The 21,686-nt window shown below is 40.6% G+C and carries 18 protein-coding genes and 1 pseudogene; 10 read left to right on the top strand and 9 right to left on the bottom strand.

Annotated features, from left to right (window positions below; translation table 11 throughout):
- Positions 1–13 precede the first annotated feature (13 nt).
- From ACYRY3_RS41640 to ACYRY3_RS41610, 7 genes are all read left to right on the top strand, one after another.
- Positions 14–955 carry a glycosyltransferase family 2 protein gene (locus ACYRY3_RS41640; RefSeq protein ID WP_460207704.1) on the top strand — a complete coding sequence of 314 codons (942 nt, stop codon included), beginning with the start codon at positions 14–16 and terminating at the stop codon, positions 953–955.
- On the top strand, positions 948–2,768 hold the full coding sequence (locus ACYRY3_RS41635; RefSeq protein WP_460207703.1) for a hypothetical protein: 1,821 nt from the start codon (positions 948–950) through the stop codon (positions 2,766–2,768). Before ACYRY3_RS41640 ends, ACYRY3_RS41635 begins: the two co-directional genes overlap by 8 nt.
- 127 nt (positions 2,769–2,895) lie before the next feature.
- Positions 2,896–5,442: a hypothetical protein gene (locus tag ACYRY3_RS41630; protein WP_460207702.1), complete on the top strand. Its 2,547-nt coding sequence runs from the start codon at positions 2,896–2,898 to the stop codon at positions 5,440–5,442.
- Between the two features lie 452 nt (positions 5,443–5,894).
- On the top strand, positions 5,895–6,656 hold the full coding sequence (locus tag ACYRY3_RS41625) for a glycosyltransferase family 2 protein (protein WP_460207701.1): 762 nt from the start codon (positions 5,895–5,897) through the stop codon (positions 6,654–6,656).
- Positions 6,649–7,716 carry an NAD-dependent epimerase/dehydratase family protein gene (locus ACYRY3_RS41620; RefSeq protein ID WP_460207700.1) on the top strand — a complete coding sequence of 356 codons (1,068 nt, stop codon included), beginning with the start codon at positions 6,649–6,651 and terminating at the stop codon, positions 7,714–7,716. The genes ACYRY3_RS41625 and ACYRY3_RS41620 overlap by 8 nt, the downstream gene beginning before the upstream one ends.
- Before the next feature lie 21 nt (positions 7,717–7,737).
- Positions 7,738–8,820, top strand: coding sequence for an NAD-dependent epimerase/dehydratase family protein (locus ACYRY3_RS41615; RefSeq protein ID WP_460207699.1), 1,083 nt, complete (start codon positions 7,738–7,740; stop codon positions 8,818–8,820).
- A 161-nt stretch (positions 8,821–8,981) separates the two neighbouring features.
- Positions 8,982–9,350 carry a DMT family transporter gene (locus tag ACYRY3_RS41610; protein WP_460207698.1) on the top strand — a complete coding sequence of 123 codons (369 nt, stop codon included), beginning with the start codon at positions 8,982–8,984 and terminating at the stop codon, positions 9,348–9,350.
- A 53-nt stretch (positions 9,351–9,403) separates the two neighbouring features.
- Here the strand turns inward: ACYRY3_RS41610 and ACYRY3_RS41605 are convergent, their stop codons facing one another.
- Together ACYRY3_RS41605 and der are read right to left on the bottom strand one after the other, a co-directional pair.
- A complete protein-coding gene (locus tag ACYRY3_RS41605) occupies positions 9,404–10,330 on the bottom strand; it encodes an energy-coupling factor transporter transmembrane component T family protein (protein WP_460207697.1) in 927 nt (308 codons plus the stop codon).
- Between the two features lie 107 nt (positions 10,331–10,437).
- Complete coding sequence (gene der / locus ACYRY3_RS41600) at positions 10,438–11,799, bottom strand: ribosome biogenesis GTPase Der (protein ID WP_460207696.1); 1,362 nt, start codon at positions 11,797–11,799, stop codon at positions 10,438–10,440.
- 99 nt (positions 11,800–11,898) lie between these two features.
- On the opposite strand from der, the gene ACYRY3_RS41595 reads away from it, so the two are divergent.
- The gene (locus ACYRY3_RS41595) at positions 11,899–12,483 is read left to right on the top strand and encodes a Uma2 family endonuclease (protein ID WP_460207695.1); all 585 of its coding nucleotides are present in this window, start codon (positions 11,899–11,901) and stop codon (positions 12,481–12,483) included.
- 8 nt (positions 12,484–12,491) lie between these two features.
- Here the strand turns inward: ACYRY3_RS41595 and plsY are convergent, their stop codons facing one another.
- Positions 12,492–13,181, bottom strand: a complete 690-nt coding sequence (plsY, locus tag ACYRY3_RS41590; protein ID WP_460207694.1) for a glycerol-3-phosphate 1-O-acyltransferase PlsY — start codon at positions 13,179–13,181, stop codon at positions 12,492–12,494.
- Positions 13,182–13,210: 29 nt separating this feature from the next.
- On the opposite strand from plsY, the pseudogene ACYRY3_RS41585 reads away from it, so the two are divergent.
- Together ACYRY3_RS41585 and ACYRY3_RS41580 are read left to right on the top strand one after the other, a co-directional pair.
- Positions 13,211–13,834 (top strand): annotated as a pseudogene (locus tag ACYRY3_RS41585) (cytochrome P450); the annotation flags it as partial.
- A gap of 35 nt (positions 13,835–13,869) precedes the next feature.
- Positions 13,870–14,523: a Uma2 family endonuclease gene (locus tag ACYRY3_RS41580; protein ID WP_460207693.1), complete on the top strand. Its 654-nt coding sequence runs from the start codon at positions 13,870–13,872 to the stop codon at positions 14,521–14,523.
- A gap of 67 nt (positions 14,524–14,590) precedes the next feature.
- Here ACYRY3_RS41580 and eboE read toward each other — a convergent pair whose 3' ends face one another.
- The 6 genes from eboE to eboC all read right to left on the bottom strand — a co-directional run bounded on the left by eboE (position 14,591) and on the right by eboC (position 21,598).
- On the bottom strand, positions 14,591–15,889 hold the full coding sequence (eboE, locus tag ACYRY3_RS41575; RefSeq protein ID WP_460207692.1) for a metabolite traffic protein EboE: 1,299 nt from the start codon (positions 15,887–15,889) through the stop codon (positions 14,591–14,593).
- 245 nt (positions 15,890–16,134) lie between these two features.
- The gene (locus tag ACYRY3_RS41570) at positions 16,135–17,379 is read right to left on the bottom strand and encodes a 3-dehydroquinate synthase (RefSeq protein WP_460207691.1); all 1,245 of its coding nucleotides are present in this window, start codon (positions 17,377–17,379) and stop codon (positions 16,135–16,137) included.
- A complete protein-coding gene (locus ACYRY3_RS41565; protein WP_460207690.1) occupies positions 17,373–18,026 on the bottom strand; it encodes a DsbA family oxidoreductase in 654 nt (217 codons plus the stop codon). The genes ACYRY3_RS41570 and ACYRY3_RS41565 overlap by 7 nt, the downstream gene beginning before the upstream one ends.
- A 95-nt stretch (positions 18,027–18,121) precedes the next feature.
- On the bottom strand, positions 18,122–19,189 hold the full coding sequence (tyrA, locus tag ACYRY3_RS41560; protein ID WP_460207689.1) for a bifunctional chorismate mutase/prephenate dehydrogenase: 1,068 nt from the start codon (positions 19,187–19,189) through the stop codon (positions 18,122–18,124).
- A gap of 87 nt (positions 19,190–19,276) precedes the next feature.
- Positions 19,277–20,560 (bottom strand): glycosyltransferase family 4 protein, encoded by a 1,284-nt coding sequence (locus ACYRY3_RS41555; RefSeq protein WP_460207688.1) that lies wholly within the window; start codon positions 20,558–20,560, stop codon positions 19,277–19,279.
- 105 nt (positions 20,561–20,665) lie between these two features.
- Positions 20,666–21,598 (bottom strand): UbiA-like protein EboC, encoded by a 933-nt coding sequence (gene eboC / locus ACYRY3_RS41550; protein ID WP_460207687.1) that lies wholly within the window; start codon positions 21,596–21,598, stop codon positions 20,666–20,668.
- Positions 21,599–21,686: the final 88 nt, after the last annotated feature.

The raw sequence follows: 21,686 nt of genomic DNA, 5'->3' as shown, positions 1-21,686 counted from the left end.
GAAGGAGAAAAAAGTGATAGATAAAATTAAATACTCTATTGTCATACCAATTTTTAATGAAGAAGAAATTCTTCCTGAATTGTGGTATAGGCTTTCACAGGTATTGCGTCAACTTGATGGCAAGAGTGAAGTCATATTCGTTAATGATGGAAGTTATGATAATTCTCTTGAAATTTTAAAAAAATTAAGTCATGAGAATTCAGAAGTGAAAATTATCAATTTGTCAAGAAATTTTGGTCATCAGTCTAGTCTTTCAGCAGGTATTGACTCTGCTGAGGGAGAAGCTGTAGTCATGATGGATGGAGATTTACAAGATTCTCCTGAAGCAATTTTGACTTTCGTTGAAAAGTGGAAACAGGGATATGCGGTGGTCTATGCAATTCGGCAGAAACGAAAAGAAAAACTATTAAAAAGGATATCTTTTAATTTATTCTATCGAATTATGCAATCCCTTTCATCATTACAAGTTCCTTTATATGCTGGTATTTTCTCTCTTATTGATAGAAAGGTAGTTCTGGCTTTACGTTCTATGCCAGAAAAAAATAAGTACATCAGTGGGTTGAGAGCTTATGCAGGATTCAAACAGACAGGTGTTCTGGTAGAACGTGGACCAAGATATCGCGGTGAGCCAAAAGTAACCGTTACCAAGTTATTCAAGCTAGCAGCAGATGGCATATTTTCTTTTTCTACTGTTCCTCTGAGAATAGCTACTATCTTTGGTTTAGTGTCTGCCATATTTGCCTTTGTATTAGGTTTAATAGGATTATATTTTAAACTTTTTTTAAATCAAGCATTTTTAAATTGGGCATTTGGCTTAACATCAACTTTTTTTCTAGGTGGAATTCAACTTTTCTTTCTGGGAATTCTTGGAGAGTATATTGGCAGAATATATGATGAAGTTAAACAGCGACCTTACTACATAATAGACGAAAAAATAGGATTTAAAAATGACTAATACATCTCCTGAAAAAATGACTCTTAATAAGATTCACGCATCTACTAGCGATAATAAGTTGAAAATTTTTCTATTTTTTCTAGCTGTTCTTCCAGCGTTCTTACTCGGAATAATGACTCTAAAATATGGGGTTAACGTTCCTTTTTGGGATCAGTGGCACATTGCTCCTCTGTTTGAGAAAGCTAGTAATGGAACTCTTAGCTTTAATGATTTAATTGCACAACATAATGAAAGTAGAAAATTTTTTCCTAGATTAATATTTCTTTCTGTAGGGTTTCTAACCCATTGGAACGTGAAATATGAAATGTTAATCATTTTTTTACTTGCCTGTTTGGTGTCTATTAACATTTATTGTTTAACTCAACGTACAATTTCTGGCAGTACAAATAAGAAGTTATTTATAGCTGCTATTTCTAATTTTCTCATCTTTAGTCCCATACAGTCTGAAAACTGGTTATGGGGCATACAAATTGTTGTGTTTGTCCCAATAGTCTGCTTAACATCTTGTCTCCTCGTTCTTTATTCTAACGCCAGGATTAAAACAAAGTTCTTTGTTTGTATGTGCCTTTGCACAATTAGCACTTTCTCCTACGCAAATGGCATACTGTGCTGGCTTCTAGTTTTACCTATTCTCTTGCTGAAATCAGGTAGTAGCTGGCTCAGTAACAAAAATATCAAATTGGCTGTGGGATGGTTATTGTTGTTTGCAATGAATGCTGCTTTTTATTTTTATAATTATCATAAACCAGCAGCACATCCCAAATTTACGGAAGCACTTGTAAATCCCCTAAAAGCAATTCAATATTTTTTCTCCTTTTTAGGTAGTCCCCTTGGAAGGGTAAATTTCATAGAAACTTTAACAGCTACAACCATTGTAGGTTTAACACTTTTCTTAGGTTTCTTGTTTTCATCTGTTTATACTCTATTTCAGAGAAAGGATACTGTTTTCTTAAACTCTGTGGCGTGTTGGCTTATTATCGGTATGTATACGATTATAAGTGGAATGATAACTACATCTGGAAGAGTTGGCTTTGGAGTAGAACAGTCTCTTAGTCCCAGATATACGACCTTTTCCTTGTATTTAACTGTAGCACTAATTCACTTAATAATAATTATTATTGATTCTCGAAAGGATAAAAAATATAATTTAGACAGCCAGTCTATTTACTACAAATTTCTATTTTTCTTGTTGGGTGTTTTATTAGTTTTACACCTGTCTAGTTTCAACCTAGGAATTAGAGAAATGAGCAACGCAAAAACATCTCGATTAGAAGGTAAGGCTTGCTTGCTATTTATAAATATTTTGCCACAACAAGATTGTATAACACAGAAAATAGCTCCCATAGATCTTACTTTTCTCCACAAAACAGCCACTTCTCTTGATAGTCTAGGTTTATTACAACCAAGTTTAATTAAGAGCCGAAACATTAAAGGTCTCATCCCCACTCAACAAGTAACACGAGAAGATTATGGATGGTTCGATACCTTAACAAAGGCAGATAAGGATGTATATGTAGCTTCTGGTTGGGCACGGTTGCCTTATCGAAGTGAACCGGCTGATGCTATAATTCTCACTTACGATGACCCGAATGGAAGTCAAAATATCTTTGCGTTAGTTGCAGATAATCTAAAACTTAACAGAGATGACGTGGCTAAAAGCTTAAACAATAATGCATATATCAAAACAGGATGGCAAAAGTCATTTTCTATCAATGAGCTACCAACTGTCTCGACCAATATAAATGCATGGGCATTTGATGCTAAATCAGGATTTGCTTACAAGCTGAATGGTACTCACAATATTACAAAGTAAAGAAAAACAAAACAACTAGTACAAGTCGGCGTAAATAAGGCAACTATTGTAAATTGTTCCAAAGCTTACAATGTAAGCCTTTTAATTTCATCCTTTATCCTTTATACTTTAGCCTTTCTCTACTAGCATGCCAATTCAAAAGAAAATTTTGGCTCTCCCTAATTTTTTAGTTTATCTAATTTGGGTGTTTTTGGGAGTTTATTGTTTCCTGTCCTTTATCTCAATGCCTTCTGCTATAGGTACAGGCTTAGACTCTTCATGGTTTTATGCACTGAGTAAAGCAACAGAAAGAAGCCTGATTTTTGGCAAAGACATTATATTCACCTACGGGCCTTTTGGTTACTTGATCCAAGGCTCCGTTACAGAGAATAGGTTTTGGGATATTCTAGCATTTCGTCTGCTGCTAAACTTTACTTTATGTGCAGTGACTGTAGTTAGAATATTAACGCTGAAAAATCATGTTTTAAAGCTCTCCTTAGGTGCTAGCGTTTTAGCAGCCTATTTAAAAGTTTTACCTTTGGTACCTGAATATCAAATATTATTTATATTTTTAATTATTCTCTCTTTTGATTCAATCTGGAAAAATAAAAACCTTACAAGATTTTGGGTTTTAGGTCTTAGTATCTCAGCAGGTTTTTGTTTATTAACTAAGTTTACATTAGGCATATATACTTTTGGGTCTCTTGTTTTACTACTTGCAGGCAAAATTTACGAATCTGTCAAATTAAAATCAGATATCAGAAATAGCTGTTATCTTTTCATAGAAGCTTTATTGGCGATCGCTTCAACAGCTTTTATACTTTTAAATTCTAAGACTTATACGATTAACTTTATCAAAAGTCTAATATTTCTTATTGTATCATGTTTTTTAGCCTTAAGTATTCAATTAGCTTATGGAGCCCTTACTCGTCGTCAAACAACTTCTATCAAATTAAGTAGAACTCTCTTTTACCTATGTTACAGCCTAGGTCTTTTGGCTTTAGTTCATTATTCTTTTCCTTCACTAACAGCCTATCTAAAAGGTTCATGGGAAATTTCCTCTGGTTACTCTAGCGCTATGAGTCTAGTGGGTCCTGAATGGGAATTACAATTAGCCTTCTCTCAAATATTTTTGATACTAATACTCTTTTTTGTAACAGCCCAAGAAGGAAATCTCAGTTTACCCCTAGCTTTATCTTTGACATTATTTCTCGCTTTTAAGCATGGCTATGTACGACAAGATGAAGGACACATTTTCTACTTTTTTTGCGTGACACCGCTTGTCGTTGCCCTATGCATTATTCAACTGAAAAGAACCTTTAGTAAAGTATTGGCTGTATTAATACACTTATACACTTTATCAGTCTTCTTGTTAGTTATAGATTCCCCACCAATAGCATTATCAAAGTTAGAACCTACTCATGTATTGAATAATGTAACGTCTTTACTCAATTTGAATCAAACACGAGAGCAAATCAATGCAAGCAGTCAAAGGAACTTTTCTGAAATTAAACTACCTGAAAAATTGCTAGAAATAGTCAAAAAGAAACCAATAGATATTGTTCCATGGGAAATTTCACTAGTAGAAGCCAACCGTTTAAATTGGCAACCAAGACCTATATTTCAATCTTATTCAGCTTATACGAGTTTTCTCGACAAACAAAATTCACAAAGTTTATTACAAAATCTTCGAGATTATATTATTTATCAATTTGTTGCCATTGATAACAGGCATCCTTTCTTTGATGAACCAGAAACATTCTTTAATATTTTTTGTAATTACAGGTTGTCTTCAGAGATACCTAATTTCGTATCTACAGCCAAGATTCCTAACTTCCTACTTCTAGAAAAACGTCCTGTGAGTATGTGTGCATCCTCCTCTGCTAAGGAGAAATTTTCTCTCCCCTGGGATGCGACTCGTTCTCTCGACGTTGATTATGGATTTTTGGTACGGGCTAGCATTAAAATCGAATATTCATTGATAGGGAAAATTTATAAAACTCTCTTTAGAAGCCCGCCAGCCATGATGGATGTGACTTATGCAAATGGTCAAATGTCTTCCTACAGGATTATTCCAGAAAACGCCGAAAATGGTGTTATTTTGAGTCATCTCCCTATTGATAAAAATGAAGCTTTATCCTTTTTCCAAGGAAATTTACCGCCATACATTCAATCATTCGGTTTTTCTGCACAAAATTCTATCTTATATAAACCAAATATTGAAATAAGTTTAACTCCTGTTAAATTTTTAGACAGTTCTATCAAACAAACTAATGTAGGTTCTGACATCATACAGGTAAAAAATCTTAAAGATATCAAGTTTCTTGATAAAGATGATAATGATGCCATCGGATTCGTTGATACCAGCAATAATAAGCCAGATAGACCTCTGAAAAAAGGAAAGAAAATTATGCTATCGGGCTGGGCTGTGCGTCAGTCAAGAGATCCAGATCCAACATGGGTTCTCATAACCTATGGTTCACAGCCTAAACCTTTGGGTATTACGAAAACAAAGTCACCCAGAGAAGATATTGCTAGTGGTTTTGGTAGTCAATACCTGAATTCGGGCTGGTCTGTTACTATTAGTACTCAAGATATGCCTCCAGGAGATCGTAAGTTAACGGCTTGGGTTTACGACCCAAAGGGTAACTACGCACGACCTATCACGGGAAGCTATCGTGTAAAAATCGAATAGTTATTTAATTTAATATTTTCCTGAAGCTCTTGAAAGATTGAGCTTTCGAGAAGGTTGAAACACTTTAACTTTTGTAACTAATCCTGTAGGGAATCACGGCTATCTTGAAAGCCCCTCTACAACTGCTCAGCTTGAAATTGTGTCGAAAAAAGATAACGTTCAATTTTTAGGTTGGGCTATCATATCAAAAGCAGGAACAGCCAAACACAGTTTTACTGTCATGTGGAAGTAATCAATTATTCTTGGCAATTGCCGTTGTACAATTAGACAAAACCGATATGGTGAAGGCTTTGAACTCAAGCCTTCATTAAAAATCTGGTTTATCAATTGAAGTTTCCCCTAGAGCAATGCTGTTGGGAGAAGCTTTTATTCAAGCTTGGGTCTACGACTCAGATGGAAAACAGTTGGTCAAGTTAATTGGCGAACCAAAAGTTAAAGTGGTGGAGTGAGTGATGAAAATTTCAGTTGTCATACCTGCTCACAATGAGGAGGGCTGTCTCTATGGAACAGTAAGTAACTTAGTTGATACTCTTGAGCAAGAAGGTATTCAACACGAAATTCTGCTCGTAAATGACAACAGTAGAGACAATACTCAAGCTATTTGCCAGCAACTGTCTCAAACATTTAAAACTGTACGATACATTAACAATCAACCACCGAATGGGTTTGGGTTTGCAGTGCGTCGCGGATTGGCTGAGTTTGAAGGCGATGCAGTTGCAATTATGATGGCAGATGCTTCAGATGACCCAAAAGATTTAATAACAGGGTATTACAAGCTTCTACAAGGTTATGACTGCGTGTTTGGTTCGCGCTTTATCAAAGGGGGTAAGGTGGTTGACTATCCCATTCACAAACTGTTAATTAACCGTTGGGCAAACTGGTTTGTGAAAACAATTTTCGGATTACGTTATAACGACACAACTAACGCTTTTAAAATATACAGGCGAGAAGTTATAAATGGGGTGCAACCAATTCTCAGCCATCACTTCAATCTTACTGTAGAGCTTCCCCTCAAAGCTATCATTAGGGGATTTTCTTATACAGTGATTCCCATGAGATGGTACAACCGGAAAACAGGGGTATCAAAACTCAAAATTAAAGAGATGGGAAGCCGCTATCTATTTATTGTTCTTTATGTTTGGTTAGAAAAGCATCTATCACGGGGAGACTACCACCGGAACAAAAGACTAGCAGAGGTGAAACCAAGTGCCTGAGAAGGTTTTAGTTTTGGGCGGTGCGGGGTTTATTGGCAGTTCTGTAGCAATTGGTTTAAAAGAAAATTATCCGGATTGGCAAGTTATTTGTCTTGATAACCTGCGGCGTCGGGGTTCTGAGTTAAACCTTCCGAGGTTTAAGCAGATGGGAATTGAGTTTGTTCACGGTGATATCCGTTCTCCAACGGATTTAGATCCAACTGTCTTTAAGGTAGACAATATCATTGACTGCTCTGCTGAACCTTCAGTACTAGCAGGCTTTTCGTCACCACAGTACGTGCTTCAAACCAATTTGCTAGGCACAATCAACATTCTGGAGTTAGCCAGAATGACACAAGCTCGTTTACTCTTTCTCTCTACGAGTCGCGTGTATCCGATCGCAGCCCTCTCATCCATAAATATTATAGAATTGCCCACACGGTTTGCGATCGCACCCGCACAAACCTTAGCCGGTGTCTCCGAATTGGGCATTTCCGAAAATTTCCCCTTGCACGGTTATCGTTCTCTTTATGGCACAACAAAGCTAGCTTCCGAACTTTTGATTGAAGAATACAGGCAAGCTTACAATATACCCGCAATCGTTAACCGTTGTGGAGTCATTACAGGGCCCTGGCAAATGGGGAAAGTCGATCAAGGAGTTTTTGTTCTCTGGGTTGCAGCCCATTACTTTCAAAAACCTCTTAGTTACATTGGCTACGGTGGAACAGGTAAGCAAGTACGGGATTTACTGCACGTTCAGGACTTATTGAGGTTAATTGACTATCAGTTACAGCACTTTGCAGAACTAGATGGTGACGTACTGAACGTGGGTGGAGGAGCGAGTAACAGTCTATCACTCTTAGAAACGACTCAGGTATGCCAAGAAATTACGGGTAAGTCAACTCAGATTGCAGCAACTTTGGAAGAACGTCCCGGTGACGTACCTATATTTATCACGGATTCCACCAAAATAATCAGCAAAACTTCATGGCAACCTACCATTAAGCCAAAAGAAGTTTTAGAAGATATTTATAAGTGGATATCTGACAACGAAGCAATACTCTCTCCTGTTCTGTCTTAAATTTATTTATTGAGGAGTGTTATGTCCGTAGTTATCGTGACAGGTTCTGCTGGATTAATTGGTTCGGAATCAGTTCACTTTTTTGCCGAATTGGGATTTAACATTGTCGGGATTGACAATGATATGCGTTCTTTTTTCTTTGGCAAATCGGCATCAACTATTTGGAACAGAAATTTGCTCAGAGAAAAATATGGAGATCGTTACACACACTATAACTTAGATATTCGCAACCAACAAGGTATTGAAAGTATTTTCCAGGAGTATTCTTCTGATATTGAATTGATTATCCATACAGCGGCACAACCATCTCATGATTGGGCAGCAAAAGACCCTCATACGGATTTTACTGTCAATGCCAATGGCACTTTAGTTCTACTGGAAGCAACTCGGAAATATTGCCCAGATGCTGTTTTTATCTTTACCTCAACCAATAAGGTCTATGGAGATACGCCAAACTCTTTACCCCTTGAGGAATTAGAAACCCGCTGGGAAATCGCTCCCAATCATAGATATGCAAAGGGTATTGATGAATCAATGTCAATTGATAATTCAAAACATTCTCTGTTTGGGGTTTCCAAAGTTGCCGCAGATGTTTTAGTTCAAGAGTATGGAAAATACTTTGGTATGAAGACAGCCAGCTTTAGAGGAGGTTGTCTCACAGGTCCATATCATTCAGGTGCCGAGTTACATGGCTTTCTTGCTTATTTAATGAAGTGTACAATTACATCCTCTCAGTACACAATATATGGATATAAAGGCAAGCAAGTTAGAGATAACATTCACAGCCATGATTTAGTCAATGCCTTCCACCATTTTTATCTCAATCCCAAATGTGGAGAAGTGTACAACATAGGTGGTTCTCGCCATAGCAACTGCTCCATGCTAGAAGCGATCTCTATTTGTGAAAATCTTGTAGGTAAGAAACTCAAGTACACATACACAGATAACAACCGCTCTGGAGATCACATTTGGTATATTTCTGATGTCAGCAAGTTTCAATCTCACTTCCCTCAGTGGCATTACAAGTATAATATTCAAGACATTCTTGAAGACATTTATAATGCCCAAACATCTAGATTTAGAGTAAGCGCAAGTACATATTAATTGCAAGGAGAGCAAAAAAGAATCCAATTTGATATCAAAACTTTGATTCAAGTTTATGCTGGTGATTGACATTTAGCAAATAAATCTCAATCATCAGCAATAACCCATAGAAAAATTGACATAATATTAAAGTTAGAATTAGAAACCTTGAGGAAGTTTTTGTGACACCGCAAGAATTTGGTTTGCTGTTCATGTCAGTACTAACAAGTGTTGCAGGGCAGTTTCTTTTAAAAGCAGGAGCAACCAAGTTAGGAAGGGTTAACGTTGAAAACGCTGTTAGTCATATCCTGAGCATTATTACAATCCCTGAACTTTTAGCAGGTCTCACCAGTTATGCCCTGGGCGCTTTAGCATATATTCTTCTGCTGACTAGAGTCAATCTCAGCATCGCTGGTCCATCTATATCCCTGGTCTATGTTTTTTCTGTATTGGTAGGTTACTTTGTGTTTAAAGAAACCATCCCCATTACCCGTTTAGTAGGTTTGAGTTTAATTGTGAGTGGAGTCATATTGGTAGTGTGGCAAAAATAAATTTGGTAATTTTAGAGATATAAATACACCCTGACGATTGAATCTCCATCGTTCTAAACTTCCGTTCCTATTGCCAGCCGTACCCCCCAAAATAAGATAAGAAATCCTATAGCCAGCCAGTCACGCCTTGCTAACCGTAAGTCATGCCATTGCACTTTATGTTCATTAGGGCTGGTAAAGCCTCGCACCATCATCGCGCCAGCCATTTGTTCTGCCCTAAGGAGTAAATTTTCCAACAGCCTTTCTGCAATGAGCAACCAAATTTTCACTGCCCCTTTCAATCCAAGTTTTTTCCAGTTAATTGCCCGTGTCATGACAGAACGAATTAAGTTCTGAATTTCTTCTAGAACCAGGGGTATAAACCGCAAAGACAAAGTTAGTGTCAAAGTGATTTCGGTGACGGGTAACTTTAGCTTTCGCAAGGGTTGCATTAAACTTTCTATAGCTGCTGTAATTTCCTCTGGGGCAGTGGTTAATAAGTATAAATTAGTACTATAAATTAAAGTAAAAACCATTGTACTGACACGTATTGCCAAGTCCAAAGAGTGGCGAGTTGCTCTCACTGGACCTCTGTCAAACAATACATAAGTGTAGTCCTGTTTTTTACTACCGGGCAAAGGTACAGGAGTGGGAGGATTGGGAGATGATTTTTCCGCCAAGACTTGTTGGTTAGTCGGTAAACGGGGATAATAATTTATACCGTAACCATCAGGGCTAACAGTTAAAATAAGGAGAACAAAAAAGCATAGAGTTAACAGCCAACCCATTTGCTGACCCCAAACTCGTTTGGGAATTCGAGCGATTAAAGTCGCCAGAATTAAAATGACTACCAGCAGTACGCGCCACAAGTTGTTGGCAAACAAATAGGTTGTCAAAAAGCTCATCAACCAGACTAACTTGACTCGCGGATCTAGTTTGTGCAGCCAAGTTTGTGGTTGTTCTAGATAAAGACCAATGGGTAGCGATCGCAGTAAATCCATTTTAGTGATTGGTGATTAGTCATTAGTCATTGGTCATTGGTCATTAGTTATCAGTCATTAGTATTACAAAGGACAAAGGACAAATGACAAATGACAAACGACAACTATTACACGCGTGTGGCTCTATTTGTATTAGTACTTTCAACATCACGAGTTTTTTTGCTCCGCCATAATATGCGAATGGGGGTGCCTTGAAAGCCCAAATTTTGGCGAAATTGTCGCTCTATGTAGCGGCGGTAGTTGTCATTGAAGCGTTTGGCTTCGTTAACAAACAATGCTATTGTAGGCGGTTGAGTACTGACTTGGGTACCGTAATAAATTCTGCCCTGACGCCCACCGCGAGAAACTGGGGGACTATGCCTGCCAACCGCTTCTTCCAAAACTTCATTAATCACGGATGTACTCACACGGCGTTTGTGTGATTCGGCTGCCCTATTCACCAATTCCAGAATTTTCTCTACCCGTTGCCCGGTTAAAGCACTGACAAAAATGATTTCTGCCCATTCAGTAAAGTGCAGTCGCTCTTCCAAATGTTTCTGGTAATCGTAAATTGTGTAAGAGTCTTTTTCGACCGCGTCCCATTTATTCACAACCAGTACACAAGCTCGACCCTCTTCAATAATGCGTCCAGCCAACTTTTGGTCTTGCTCGGTCACGCCATCTAGGGCATCTATAACCAATAAAACCACATCAGCACGGCGAATTGCTTTAAAAGCACGGTTAATGCTAAAGAATTCCGGGCCGTATTCCACGTTCTTCTTTTTGCGAATCCCTGCTGTGTCAATCACGCGATATGTTTGCCCATTTCTTTCAATGACGGTGTCAATAGCATCGCGGGTTGTGCCGGAAATTGGGCTAACTATTGCTCTTTGTTCGCCCACCAAGGCATTCAACATACTGGATTTGCCTACATTTGGACGCCCCACAATCGCCACTTTAATTTCATTAACTTCTGGGATGTCCTTTGTTTCTGGAAGGTAAGCCATCAGGGCATCAAGCAAGTCTCCCGTGCCACTGCCATGAATGGCAGAAATAGCAAAAGGTTCCCCCAATCCTAACTCCCAAAACTCAGCAGCTTGAATCAAACCTTGTTCTGGAGACTCACATTTGTTAACAGTAAGCAAGACAGGAACTGGTTGTTGCCGCAACCACTCGGCAATTTCTTCATCAGATGGTGTTGGTCCGGTTTGACCATCCACGACAAAAATCGCGGCACTTGCTTCTGTTAGTGCAGCCATCGCCTGCTGGCGAATCAACGGTAAAAATTCCGTGTCATCATTAAATACCAAACCACCAGTGTCTACTACCGAAAACTCGCGATCGCGCCAGTAAGCTGGTTTGTAGGTGCGATCGCGTGTCACTCCCGGTTCATCATGTACAATAGCAGATTGTTCCCCAGCAAGACGATTGACCAGGGTAGATTTGCCCACATTCGGGCGACCAATAATAGCAACAATAGGAAGACGCATAATAATTAGGGATGCACAATGCTCCAAAGTTCTATTTTAACTAGCTAGAGTAGAATTGTACCTTCTTGTTGTATTGCCTCAATAAGGAGTGCGATGGCGATGACCGCAGCAACCAAAAAACTTTCTTTTGAAGAGTATCTCAAGTATGACGATGGCACGGATACCCAATACGAATTAGTTGATGGAGAATTAATTGCCATGAGTCTTGGCACTGGGAAGCACGGCGGAATCTCCAAACTTTTAGAAAGAACCTTCGATGATGAAAGTGCCAAAATGGGAAGAAATTGGACAGCACAAAAATTTTCCGTCGGGATTCGTTCGCCACGGGGGGGACGGTGGGATACTTCTCGGGTTCCAGACGTGGTGGTTTTACCAATAGAACAGTGGGAAGCTCTCTTTAACCGGGAAGCCGTCATCGAACTTAACGAATCTCCCCCCGTGCTGGTAGTAGAAGTTGTGAGTGAATCTACTCTAACGACAGATTACCGCAGCAAGCGTTCCGAGTACGCTGTCCTTGAAATTCCCGAGTACTGGATTGTTGACCCCATTCAAGAGGTGATAACGGTATGTACCTTAGTAGAAGGGTTTTATGACGCTGTGGTATTCCGAGGACAAGAACGCATCATCTCTCCCACGTTTCCAGAGTTGGATTTGAGTGCCGAACTAGTACTGGCTGGCAAATGAGCTATCTACTAGCTGAGGGGCGCAGTTTGTTCCGCTTCAACCTGTACTTTCTGACCGATCCTTGGTTCGGTACCGGCTAGCAAACGTTGAATATTTGCCTTGTGGCGAAAAATGACATAGAATCCAGCGACAACTCCAAACAGGATGTAGGGAAGCGGTTGATGCAAAACTACCATGAGGATAGGAACAGCGATCGCACCTGCAATTGAACTTAAAGAGACAATCCGCGATATTGCCACAACAACAGCAAACACACCTGCTGTTGCCAAACCCACCACCCAATTCATAGAAAGCAAAAGCCCCAAACTGGTAGCCACCGATTTCCCGCCACTAAAGCCTAAAAATATAGATTTGCTATGTCCCAAGACAGCAAATAAACCAGCCAAAGTCACCATCCAAGGTTGCCACACTTGGGTATTGACCGTAGGAGGGACAAAATTTTGACTGGGAGCAAAGTTAAAAAACCAGTAAACGAGGAATATTGCCAAGACTCCCTTCAAACAATCAACGAGTAAAACAAAAGCCCCAGGTCCCGTGCCTAAAGTTCTGAGTACATTTGTTGCACCGGTTGACCCAGAACCAACGTCCCGAATATCAATCCCTTTAAGAAGCTTAGCGACTGTGTATCCAGTAGGTATGGAACCCAGTAGGTAAGCCACGACTAAAATTGCCCCGCACAAACTTAACCAAGTAGTCATATTAGAGAGTCATTTGTCATTTGTCATTTGAGTTACGCGATGAGTTAATGACTCTACTGGTAGCTGGACACGAAACTACAGCTTCGGCATTAACATGGGCTTTTTACTGGCTCAGTCGTTTACCAGAGGTTCGTGACAAAGTGCTAGAGGAACTCGATACCCTAGGTGACGACCCCGATCCGAGTACTATTTCCAAATTGCCCTACCTGACAGCAACCTGCCAAGAAACCTTGCGGATTTACCCCGTCGCAATCACTGCCTCTCCTCGTATTGTGCGATCGCCTATTGAAATTATGGGCTATAATCTGCCAGTTGGAACAATTGTTTTCCCCAGTGTTTACTTAGCGCATCATCGGGAAGAAGTTTATCCACAGCCCAAGCAATTCAAACCAGAACGCTTTTTGGAAAGGCAATTTTCTCCATACGAATATTTGCCATTTGGTGGCGGAACTCATCGCTGTATTGGTATGGCATTTGCTTTGTATGAAATGAAATTAGTATTGGCGACAATTCTATCGAGCTTTCAGCTATCAGCAGCCAACAAGCGTCCGACACGCCCCGTGCGCCGTGGTCTTACCTTAGTCCCATCAGAAGGAATGCAAATGGTTGCAAAACCTGTGGTAAAAAGTGTTAAGGCTTTAACTACTTTATAATAAATGAAGATAAAATTTGTTTCTTATCCTTCGTTATGACTGCTGTAGCTCCCGTTGTCAAACCTGTTAGCAAGATACGATTGGCTCCTGGTAGCTTAGTGACTATCCCAGATGTGAGTTGGGAGGAGTTTGAGTTGATTTTGCTGGAATTGGGCGAACAGCGAAGTGCCAGAATAGCTTACAGCAAGGGGACTTTAGAAATTATGCTTCCCTTACCAGAACATGAGAAGCCAAAAGAATTAATTTCAGATATTGTCAAAACCTTGCTTAAAGCTAAAGGCAAAAGATATGAACCTTTTGGTTCCACCACCTTTAAAAAGGAAGGTACAGCAGGAGTTGAACCTGATGCTTGCTTTTATATTGAAAATTACCAACGCATGATTGGTCGTCGTCGGTTACAAGCGGACGATCCACCACCGGATTTAGCAATTGAAACCGATGTCTCTTCTAAAACTACTCTTGAAGCATATAAGGCAATTGGTGTTCCAGAAGTATGGATTTATGATAGTGGTATACTTACTATCTATTTGCTTAGAGAAGGAAATTACATAAAATCTGATATCAGTCCCAATTTTGAAAATATACAATTAACACAAATTATTCCTGCTTTGGTGGAACGTGCTTGGCAAGTAGGTAGCGTTCAAGCATTGGAAGAACTTGAGGCAATGATTGCTATAGGAAGGGGTTAAATGCGATTTATTTGGGAGCATCTTGTGAAGCAATACCCCTCCCTAACCCTCACCTTATTTTCTTTGCTCAACAGCTAACTACGAATTCTTTTCTAATATTTGCTACCATCTTTGACAACACCCATTCATACTCTCTTTGAAGTGATGATGGTAAATCCAACTTCATCTCCTTTGGTAACACTTCCCAGGTGTAAGTTTCAATTTCAAGGTGGTCACAAGCATGATTATCCTGTAATAACTCCAATACCTTAGTAATATCGTCTTGAGTAGAGTGGAATAAGTGGTAATCATGAATAAAAATGGGGACATGGAAGTGAATCCGCCACTCACAAGCTGTCGTACTTTCTAGATCTGGTAAAGCTTGTTCTAAATCTTGATAGTGACGCAGTTTGCTATTACTGTCTCTTGCAATAACCTGATGTAAATATGTAGATTCAGCAAAGGGAAGTAATCTCTCTTGTAGAAGGCGACGCCGTTCAATATCTGTTGGAATGTTGACCTGCAATGCTGCACTGATTTGAATTTTACCAACTTGAATTCCTGCAGCTTGAAATTGTTGGAAAACCTCAATTGGGTTTTCATACTCCACTGCAAAATGGCAGGTATCGTAACAAATACGCACGTGATTTAATAAATGAGCTTTGGCGGCTTCCAAAGATATACCTAAATGCTTTGCTAAATAATCTCCACCTATAGGTAATAAAGACGTCTGGAAATAATCCACAACCTCCGCAGCATTTTCTATAAGCCCATCAGGTTCTGGTTCTAAATCCAGATGTAAGTTTTTTCCAGTTTCATTTTTAATCCTTATCATTTCTGCCACTAATTCTGCTATATGGAGAGTGGCACTCCTTGTGACAGAAGCTAGAAAAAGTTGATTTCCTTGAAACCAAGGCTTGTAAGACAACGGTAGTGTAGAAATACTACCTTCAATACCCGAGGGTAAAAGATGTGCTAGTATTTTTGCCAATCTTATAGTGTAGTCCAAGCGCTCTTGCTTTGACCAATCTGGTGCATAAACCTGGTCTTTCACGACCTGTCGGTGAAATCCACCAAAAGGAAAACCATTTAAGGTAAAGACGTATAAGCCCTGTTCGGTCAACCAAGATTGAAACTCTAGCAGGGTGTTTCCTTGCAGTAATTCCTTGGTTGCCACATCTGCCAATCGCAGTCCAATCCCAAATTGATTTTTATGGGCTGCAAGATTCTCAACTTCTTCAACACGTTGGGAATCTGACCCAAGAAGACGTGCTTTAAGGGATGGTATGTATTGCTTTAAGTTAGCAAAGACTTTGTTCCACTCTTCGCCGGGATGAATATTCGTACAGTATGTTAAGTGAAAGTTACTATTGGTATCTATTTTCATAAATTTTTCCCTATTTAATTTTAGTGAAAAGTCACTAGTACAAGTGGGCGTAAATAAGGCAACCATTGTAAATCGTTCCAAAGCTTACAGTGTAAGCCTTTTAATTTCATACTTTATCCTTCATACTTCAGCCTTTCTGTACTAGTTATTTTTGTATCTCACGCCAAGACGGAAAGACGCATCAGGTAGCTTTGCGACGAATGCGCCTTTGCGTGAGAATTAAATGAACTTTTGCCAAAAGTTTGTTAACTAACGATCGCTTCCCAGCCAGACCTTGGTAATGTGGAGTCATAAAACTCGCTGAGCAACCAAATTGCTTGTTTGTACAAAGAGACGTCTACCTCGTGTACCTCCATACCCTTGCCAACGCTTTCTAAAAGTGTAATTGTGAGTTCGCCACCCAAGTGTTCCCGAAACTCGTTGAGTCCTCGGAATAAGCACCTCGGATGTTCCAAGTTTTCCATGTGTTCTGATAGTTCTGAGACATACAACTTAAAGCCCAGCTCTGAAAGAGTGTAGAGTATACGCTGCCACTCTATTCGAGAAAGCAGCCCTATGAGATAGGAGTAGGTGCTATCCAACGCAATACCAATCGCCACTGCTTCTCCATGACGCAGGCTGTAGTTTGTTAACTGTTCTAGCTTGTGTGCTGCCCAGTGACCGAAATCCAAAGGACGGGATGAACCCATTTCAAAGGGGTCGCCACCTTTAGCAATATGATCCATGTGTAATTGGGCACATCTATAAATCACATTCTGCATGGCGTTCATATCCCGGCAAGCAAGTGCATGGGCATAAGTCCGGATATACTCAAAGAAGCCACTATCCTTAATAAGCGCCACTTTGACCGCTTCTGCGATCCCAGAACGCCAATCCCGGTCATCCAAGGATGTTAAAAAAGAAGTATCATTTATAACTGCATATGGTGGGGCGAAAGTGCCGAGAAAGTTCTTTTTACCAAAGGCATTGATGCCGTTCTTTACTCCTACACCAGAATCATTTTGCGCCAGGACAGTCGTAGGAACGCGGATTAGACGAATTCCGCGATGTGCGGTTGCCGCTGCGTATCCCACTAAATCCAACATAGCACCACCACCAATCGCTAACAGGTAGGAGTGGCGACACAGCCCAACTGAATCAATGGCAGAGTGAAGTTGTTCTAGCAGCTGTGGGTAGTTTTTTGCTTCTTCTCCACCCGGAACTACAATTGGGTCAGCCACAAGTGTTAGCTTGTCAGCGTAGTGCTCGCTGTAAAGTACCAGTTGTCTGGGTAATATACGCCGGGACTGCAATAATCCTGAGTCCACCACTGCTAGTACCTTTTTCGGACTGGGTTCTCCATCGGCTGCAATCACTTGTGCTAGCAAGGGATTTTTGGTGTCAAACAAACCAACAGTAAAATGCACTCTGTAGTTAAAAGTAACTGTAACGGTTTGTTGGATTGGTTGTAAATTTTGTACTGTAGCCTTCTGCTTGATTTCCCTTACCATATTTTTGTTGATATTTCAATAATAGCCGCACGATTTAGAGCTTGATGGAACACCTCTACTGAGTGAGAACCATCAACCCTAACTTTGTTGTTGATGATGTATAAAGGAATACTACTAACGCCATTGAGACGAGCAAACGTTGATTCAGCCAAAACCGTATCAAATGCTACATTATTGCTGAGTTGATGTTGCAACTCTGTAGAATCCATACCGACTGCTGTACCTATGGCAATAATGACATCAAGATCGCCGATATTTAACCCGTCTTCAAAGTAAGCTTTGTAAATTGCTTCCACTATATTGTTTTTGATGGTGTCTGGTGCTAAAGCAATCAGTTGGTGGGAAAGGATGGTATTGACTGCCAAACGAACTTTGTCAAAATTCAATTTGACTCCGGCTGCTTCTCCTGCTTGCTTTGTCAAATCAAACAGCTGCTGCAGTGTTTGTGAATTTATACCTTTCCTTTGTTCCATATAGCGGCGAAATTCCCACCCAGTAGCAGGAATTTTTACGTCTAAAAGGAATGGGTGCCACCGAAGCTTGACCGCTTGCTCTTGCCATTGTGCCAGGGCATCAAAAAGGTGTTTGTTACCGATTCGGCACCACGGGCATACGGTGTCGTGAAAGATATCTATCTCGATAGGCATGGTCTTTGTTACTCAATTATGTAACTGTTAACCGTCAATAGTCAAAGGTGCCGGAGCATCGAACCCCACTTTTTAACCCGCTATCCCTCAGAGCCCTATAGAGGGACGGGGTATCTCGCGGAGGACAGATGAAAATTGCTTTGGTTGGAAGAATTTGTGTTCCCGTTTCCAAAAAACCTTTGAGCAGTTTCAAATTCTTCGATCAGGGCTTGTCGGTCTTTGCGTGCTACTAACATTGCCAAGCGTTTATATGTGTCGGTTAATCGGGCGATGGCTTGGCATCTGTCTGAAGTCGCCAGCATGATGTCCGCACATAAGTCTGGGCTTTGGGCAAATAGTCTTTTAATGATTTCAATCTCTTGACGGTAGCTGGGGCTAGACATAGACAAGCTGCGCTCTATGTCTATTTTCTCTTGTGCTAAGAAAACACCAACGCTAAATCTAGAAAAGTGACGCGTTGCCTGAATAATCACCATCATGCGATCGTGTTCTTCGGGTGTGCAAACAATAACTTCGCCACCCTTTTTTTGAATCAACTCTAGTAACCACTGAAGTGATTCTTCGTTGCGACCGGGACACGCGACTACTTTTTGCCCTACAAATGATTTAACATTTGGCCCAAACATGGGATGCAATCCCACAACTGGACCGCAATGGTGTTCGAGCATTGCTCGGACAGGTTCGGTCTTGAGACTTGTAATGTCACAAAGTGCTGTCGTTGGCGCAAGATATTTCGCAGCACGTTTTATAACTTGTGTTGTCCATTGAATGGGAACGCAAATCATTACTAGGTCGGCTGAACCAAGTAATTCCTCTGCTCGTTCCCAATCTTCGTTTTCAAGGACAGCGACTTTATGCCCAGCCATCGTCAGTTGGGAAGTAAAGAATCTGCCCATCCTGCCATGTCCTCCAATTATGGTAATTTTTTGAGGTGTGACGTTGTCAGTTATTGCAGGTGGAATGTTTCGCGATCGCGCCGCCTGACAGCTTTTAAGTATATTTACCCAAATTGATTCTGGAATACCAGCTTGGGCAAGCAGGGCAGCGACATCTGCAAGTTGTGCTTCTATATCCGGAAGTTCTGATGTTTCTAAAATAGAGAGGCGATCGCGCAGGGTCTCGATCGGGTTTTGATCTGTTTTTTGGAGCTTTTCTGAGATCATAAACTTTTTAATGGTTAGTGGTTAGTGGATAGTGGTTAATGGTTAGTAGTGTTTTTTGACTACTAACTACTAACCACTAACTACTAACTAATGAGTAGAAGTTAGTTTTGACAAAACGTTTAAAGGGGCTGGTGTTGATGTTGAACTGGTTACAACCTCAGTGAAGAGTGCTTCATAATCAGCAAGTGCTTGCTCAAAAGAATAACGTTCAATAGCAAACTGCCTTCCCTGTTTGCTCAATTTTGCTGCTTTTGCTGGATTTGTATACAATTCCAAAACAGCAGATGCCATTGCTTGTGGTGATTCAGGAGCAACAACTATGCCACCGCCACTTTTTCCCACAGCACGCGCTGCTGTACCAGAAGCGGGAACTGAGGCTACAATTGGACGCCCAGATGCTAAGAGCAGTGGGATTTTGGAAGGCATATTAAAGGAAATCACATTGCGTTTTTGCACAACCAATCCTAAATCTGCTGCTGCCAGCAAATCCGGTAGTTTTTCTCTAGGTACAAGTGGTACCAGCAAAACATTATCCGCCCCACAACTTTTGCAATATTTCCTTAATCTTTGTAACGCTCTTGATTCGCCTGCAACGACAAACACGATGTTTGGGATGTGGCGCAAGGAAGCAGCTGCCTCAATGACAGTTTCTAAACCTTGGGTTAGAGCTATGTTGCCAGAGTACAGCACCACAAACTTGTCCTCTAACTGATAAGCTGCTCGAAAGTTGTTATTCTGTTTTGGTAAGGGGCGGATGAAATTAACGTTCACCCAATTGGGAATGCAAAAAATTTTCTGCGCTGGAACTCCTTTGTTTCTTAAATTTTCTACAAAGCCATCAGCAATCACACTAATCATATGAGTGCGGCGATAGGCAAATTTTTCTAGAGCTTCTAAGGCGCGAATCATCCATTTGTTTCTAATTAGCCCCACCCGTACAGCTGCTTCTGGCAAGATATCTTGTACATTTAGTATGACTGGGCAGTTGTATATCCAACCTAGAAAAATTGCGGGTAGAGATACCAGCAGTGGTGGTACTGTTAAAAGAATGACATCTGGTCGCCAACCGTTAACAGCTTGCGGTAAACTCGTAAAGACAAAACTCAACTCTAATAAAAGCCTGTCTATAAGGTTGGGTTTAGATTTAATTCGCAGATAACTACGCTGGATGGTAACGCCATTTTTATATTCTGTAACAAACCACTTGCCCCTATACTCTTCGTATATTTCACGTTGGGGGTAGTTTGGCATTCCCGTAATCACTCGCACTTGGTGACCTTGCTTTACCAGTCCTTCTGCCAGTTCAGTCATTAGAGGAGCAATACCAATGGGTTCTGGGTGATAGTTGTAAGAATAAATCAGAATTCGCATTTGACAGTGACCAGTGAACAGTAACCAGTGACCAGTGACCAGTGAAGGGTAAACAGTGAACAGTAACCAAAATCTGATAACTGACCACCGATTACCGATTCCCGCTCAAGTGACGGCAAAGATTTGTGCCAATGCCATCGAAATAGGTAATAACAACAGAACTAACAATCCGTATGGCAAGTTTGCGAAACCAGCAGCCATTGTAGAATCTAAGACGATTAACGACAGGATACCGGCTCTTACAGCTGTACGGATGTTTTCTGGGCTTGGGTTGCTGGCTGCTTTCATAAAGGGCAGTAACACCCGTATGCCTAGCAGCACAATAAACGGTAATACTGCAAGTAGGTGATAATTTTTCAATAATCCCAACCCTAAAAGCCCAGCAATGACTGTGCCAATAAGTAATAGTGCTATGATGCCAGTGCTAGCTTTACCTCCATGCACCTCACCCCGACTTAGGGTTGTGATAGCAGCAATGTAAACAATGGGAATCAAACTGAGAAGCCAATATTCTGAAACCATTGTTGAGACCGCGCTGACGCCAAGCAATAAGTTACCACCGCGACAAATTCCCATGTTGAGTGGACCAAAAACAGGGTGATGCTTCCCATAGGCGTCATAAAAAATCGCAGCTGCCGCAATACCCACTGCCAGAGTTGCACTCAACCAACTGACTTGAGAGGCTGCAAGTACACCAACACTTAAAAACAAACTTCCCAGAATAATTGCCCCCATACGCGATGCCCTTCCACTGGGAATAGGTCGCTCCGGTCGTTCTATTGCGTCTATTTCAGTATCAAATATGTCATTAAAAATAACCCCCCCACCGTACAGTCCCGTAGTTGCTAGCAGCAACCATAGGAGGGGGGACAAGTTATTTAGCGTTGCCTCCGCAATCCCAACTTCGTTTGAAAAAACAACGCACCCTGAAGCTGCAAACCCTGCCAGAATATCTGCCCATGCAGTGACAATGTTAGCAGGTCTCATTAACTGAAGATACGCCCATACCCGATGGGAATTTAGAGTTGCAGTGTTCATTATGAAGGAGTGGTTGGTGGTTGGTGGTTGGTGGTTAGTGGTTAGTGGTTAGTGGTTGGTGGTGAATTTTTCTACTAACTCCTAACTA

The sequence above is a fragment of the Scytonema sp. NUACC21 genome (genome assembly GCF_054684315.1).
This window is presented reverse-complemented; position numbering and strand designations above follow the sequence as displayed.

What these genes read in the sequence shown, in the direction of transcription:
- ACYRY3_RS41605 (WP_460207697.1), bottom strand. Translation starts at nt 10,330, where the DNA reads ATGGATTTACTGCGATCGCTACCCATTGGTCTTTATCTAGAACAACCA.
- ACYRY3_RS41625 (WP_460207701.1), top strand. Translation starts at nt 5,895, where the DNA reads ATGAAAATTTCAGTTGTCATACCTGCTCACAATGAGGAGGGCTGTCTC.
- eboC (WP_460207687.1), bottom strand. Translation starts at nt 21,598, where the DNA reads ATGAACACTGCAACTCTAAATTCCCATCGGGTATGGGCGTATCTTCAG.
- der (WP_460207696.1), bottom strand. Translation starts at nt 11,799, where the DNA reads ATGCGTCTTCCTATTGTTGCTATTATTGGTCGCCCGAATGTGGGCAAA.
- plsY (WP_460207694.1), bottom strand. Translation starts at nt 13,181, where the DNA reads ATGACTACTTGGTTAAGTTTGTGCGGGGCAATTTTAGTCGTGGCTTAC.
- ACYRY3_RS41565 (WP_460207690.1), bottom strand. Translation starts at nt 18,026, where the DNA reads ATGCCTATCGAGATAGATATCTTTCACGACACCGTATGCCCGTGGTGC.
- ACYRY3_RS41630 (WP_460207702.1), top strand. Translation starts at nt 2,896, where the DNA reads ATGCCAATTCAAAAGAAAATTTTGGCTCTCCCTAATTTTTTAGTTTAT.
- ACYRY3_RS41635 (WP_460207703.1), top strand. Translation starts at nt 948, where the DNA reads ATGACTAATACATCTCCTGAAAAAATGACTCTTAATAAGATTCACGCA.
- tyrA (WP_460207689.1), bottom strand. Translation starts at nt 19,189, where the DNA reads ATGATCTCAGAAAAGCTCCAAAAAACAGATCAAAACCCGATCGAGACC.
- ACYRY3_RS41615 (WP_460207699.1), top strand. Translation starts at nt 7,738, where the DNA reads ATGTCCGTAGTTATCGTGACAGGTTCTGCTGGATTAATTGGTTCGGAA.
- ACYRY3_RS41580 (WP_460207693.1), top strand. Translation starts at nt 13,870, where the DNA reads ATGACTGCTGTAGCTCCCGTTGTCAAACCTGTTAGCAAGATACGATTG.
- eboE (WP_460207692.1), bottom strand. Translation starts at nt 15,889, where the DNA reads ATGAAAATAGATACCAATAGTAACTTTCACTTAACATACTGTACGAAT.
- ACYRY3_RS41595 (WP_460207695.1), top strand. Translation starts at nt 11,899, where the DNA reads ATGACCGCAGCAACCAAAAAACTTTCTTTTGAAGAGTATCTCAAGTAT.
- ACYRY3_RS41570 (WP_460207691.1), bottom strand. Translation starts at nt 17,379, where the DNA reads ATGGTAAGGGAAATCAAGCAGAAGGCTACAGTACAAAATTTACAACCA.
- ACYRY3_RS41555 (WP_460207688.1), bottom strand. Translation starts at nt 20,560, where the DNA reads ATGCGAATTCTGATTTATTCTTACAACTATCACCCAGAACCCATTGGT.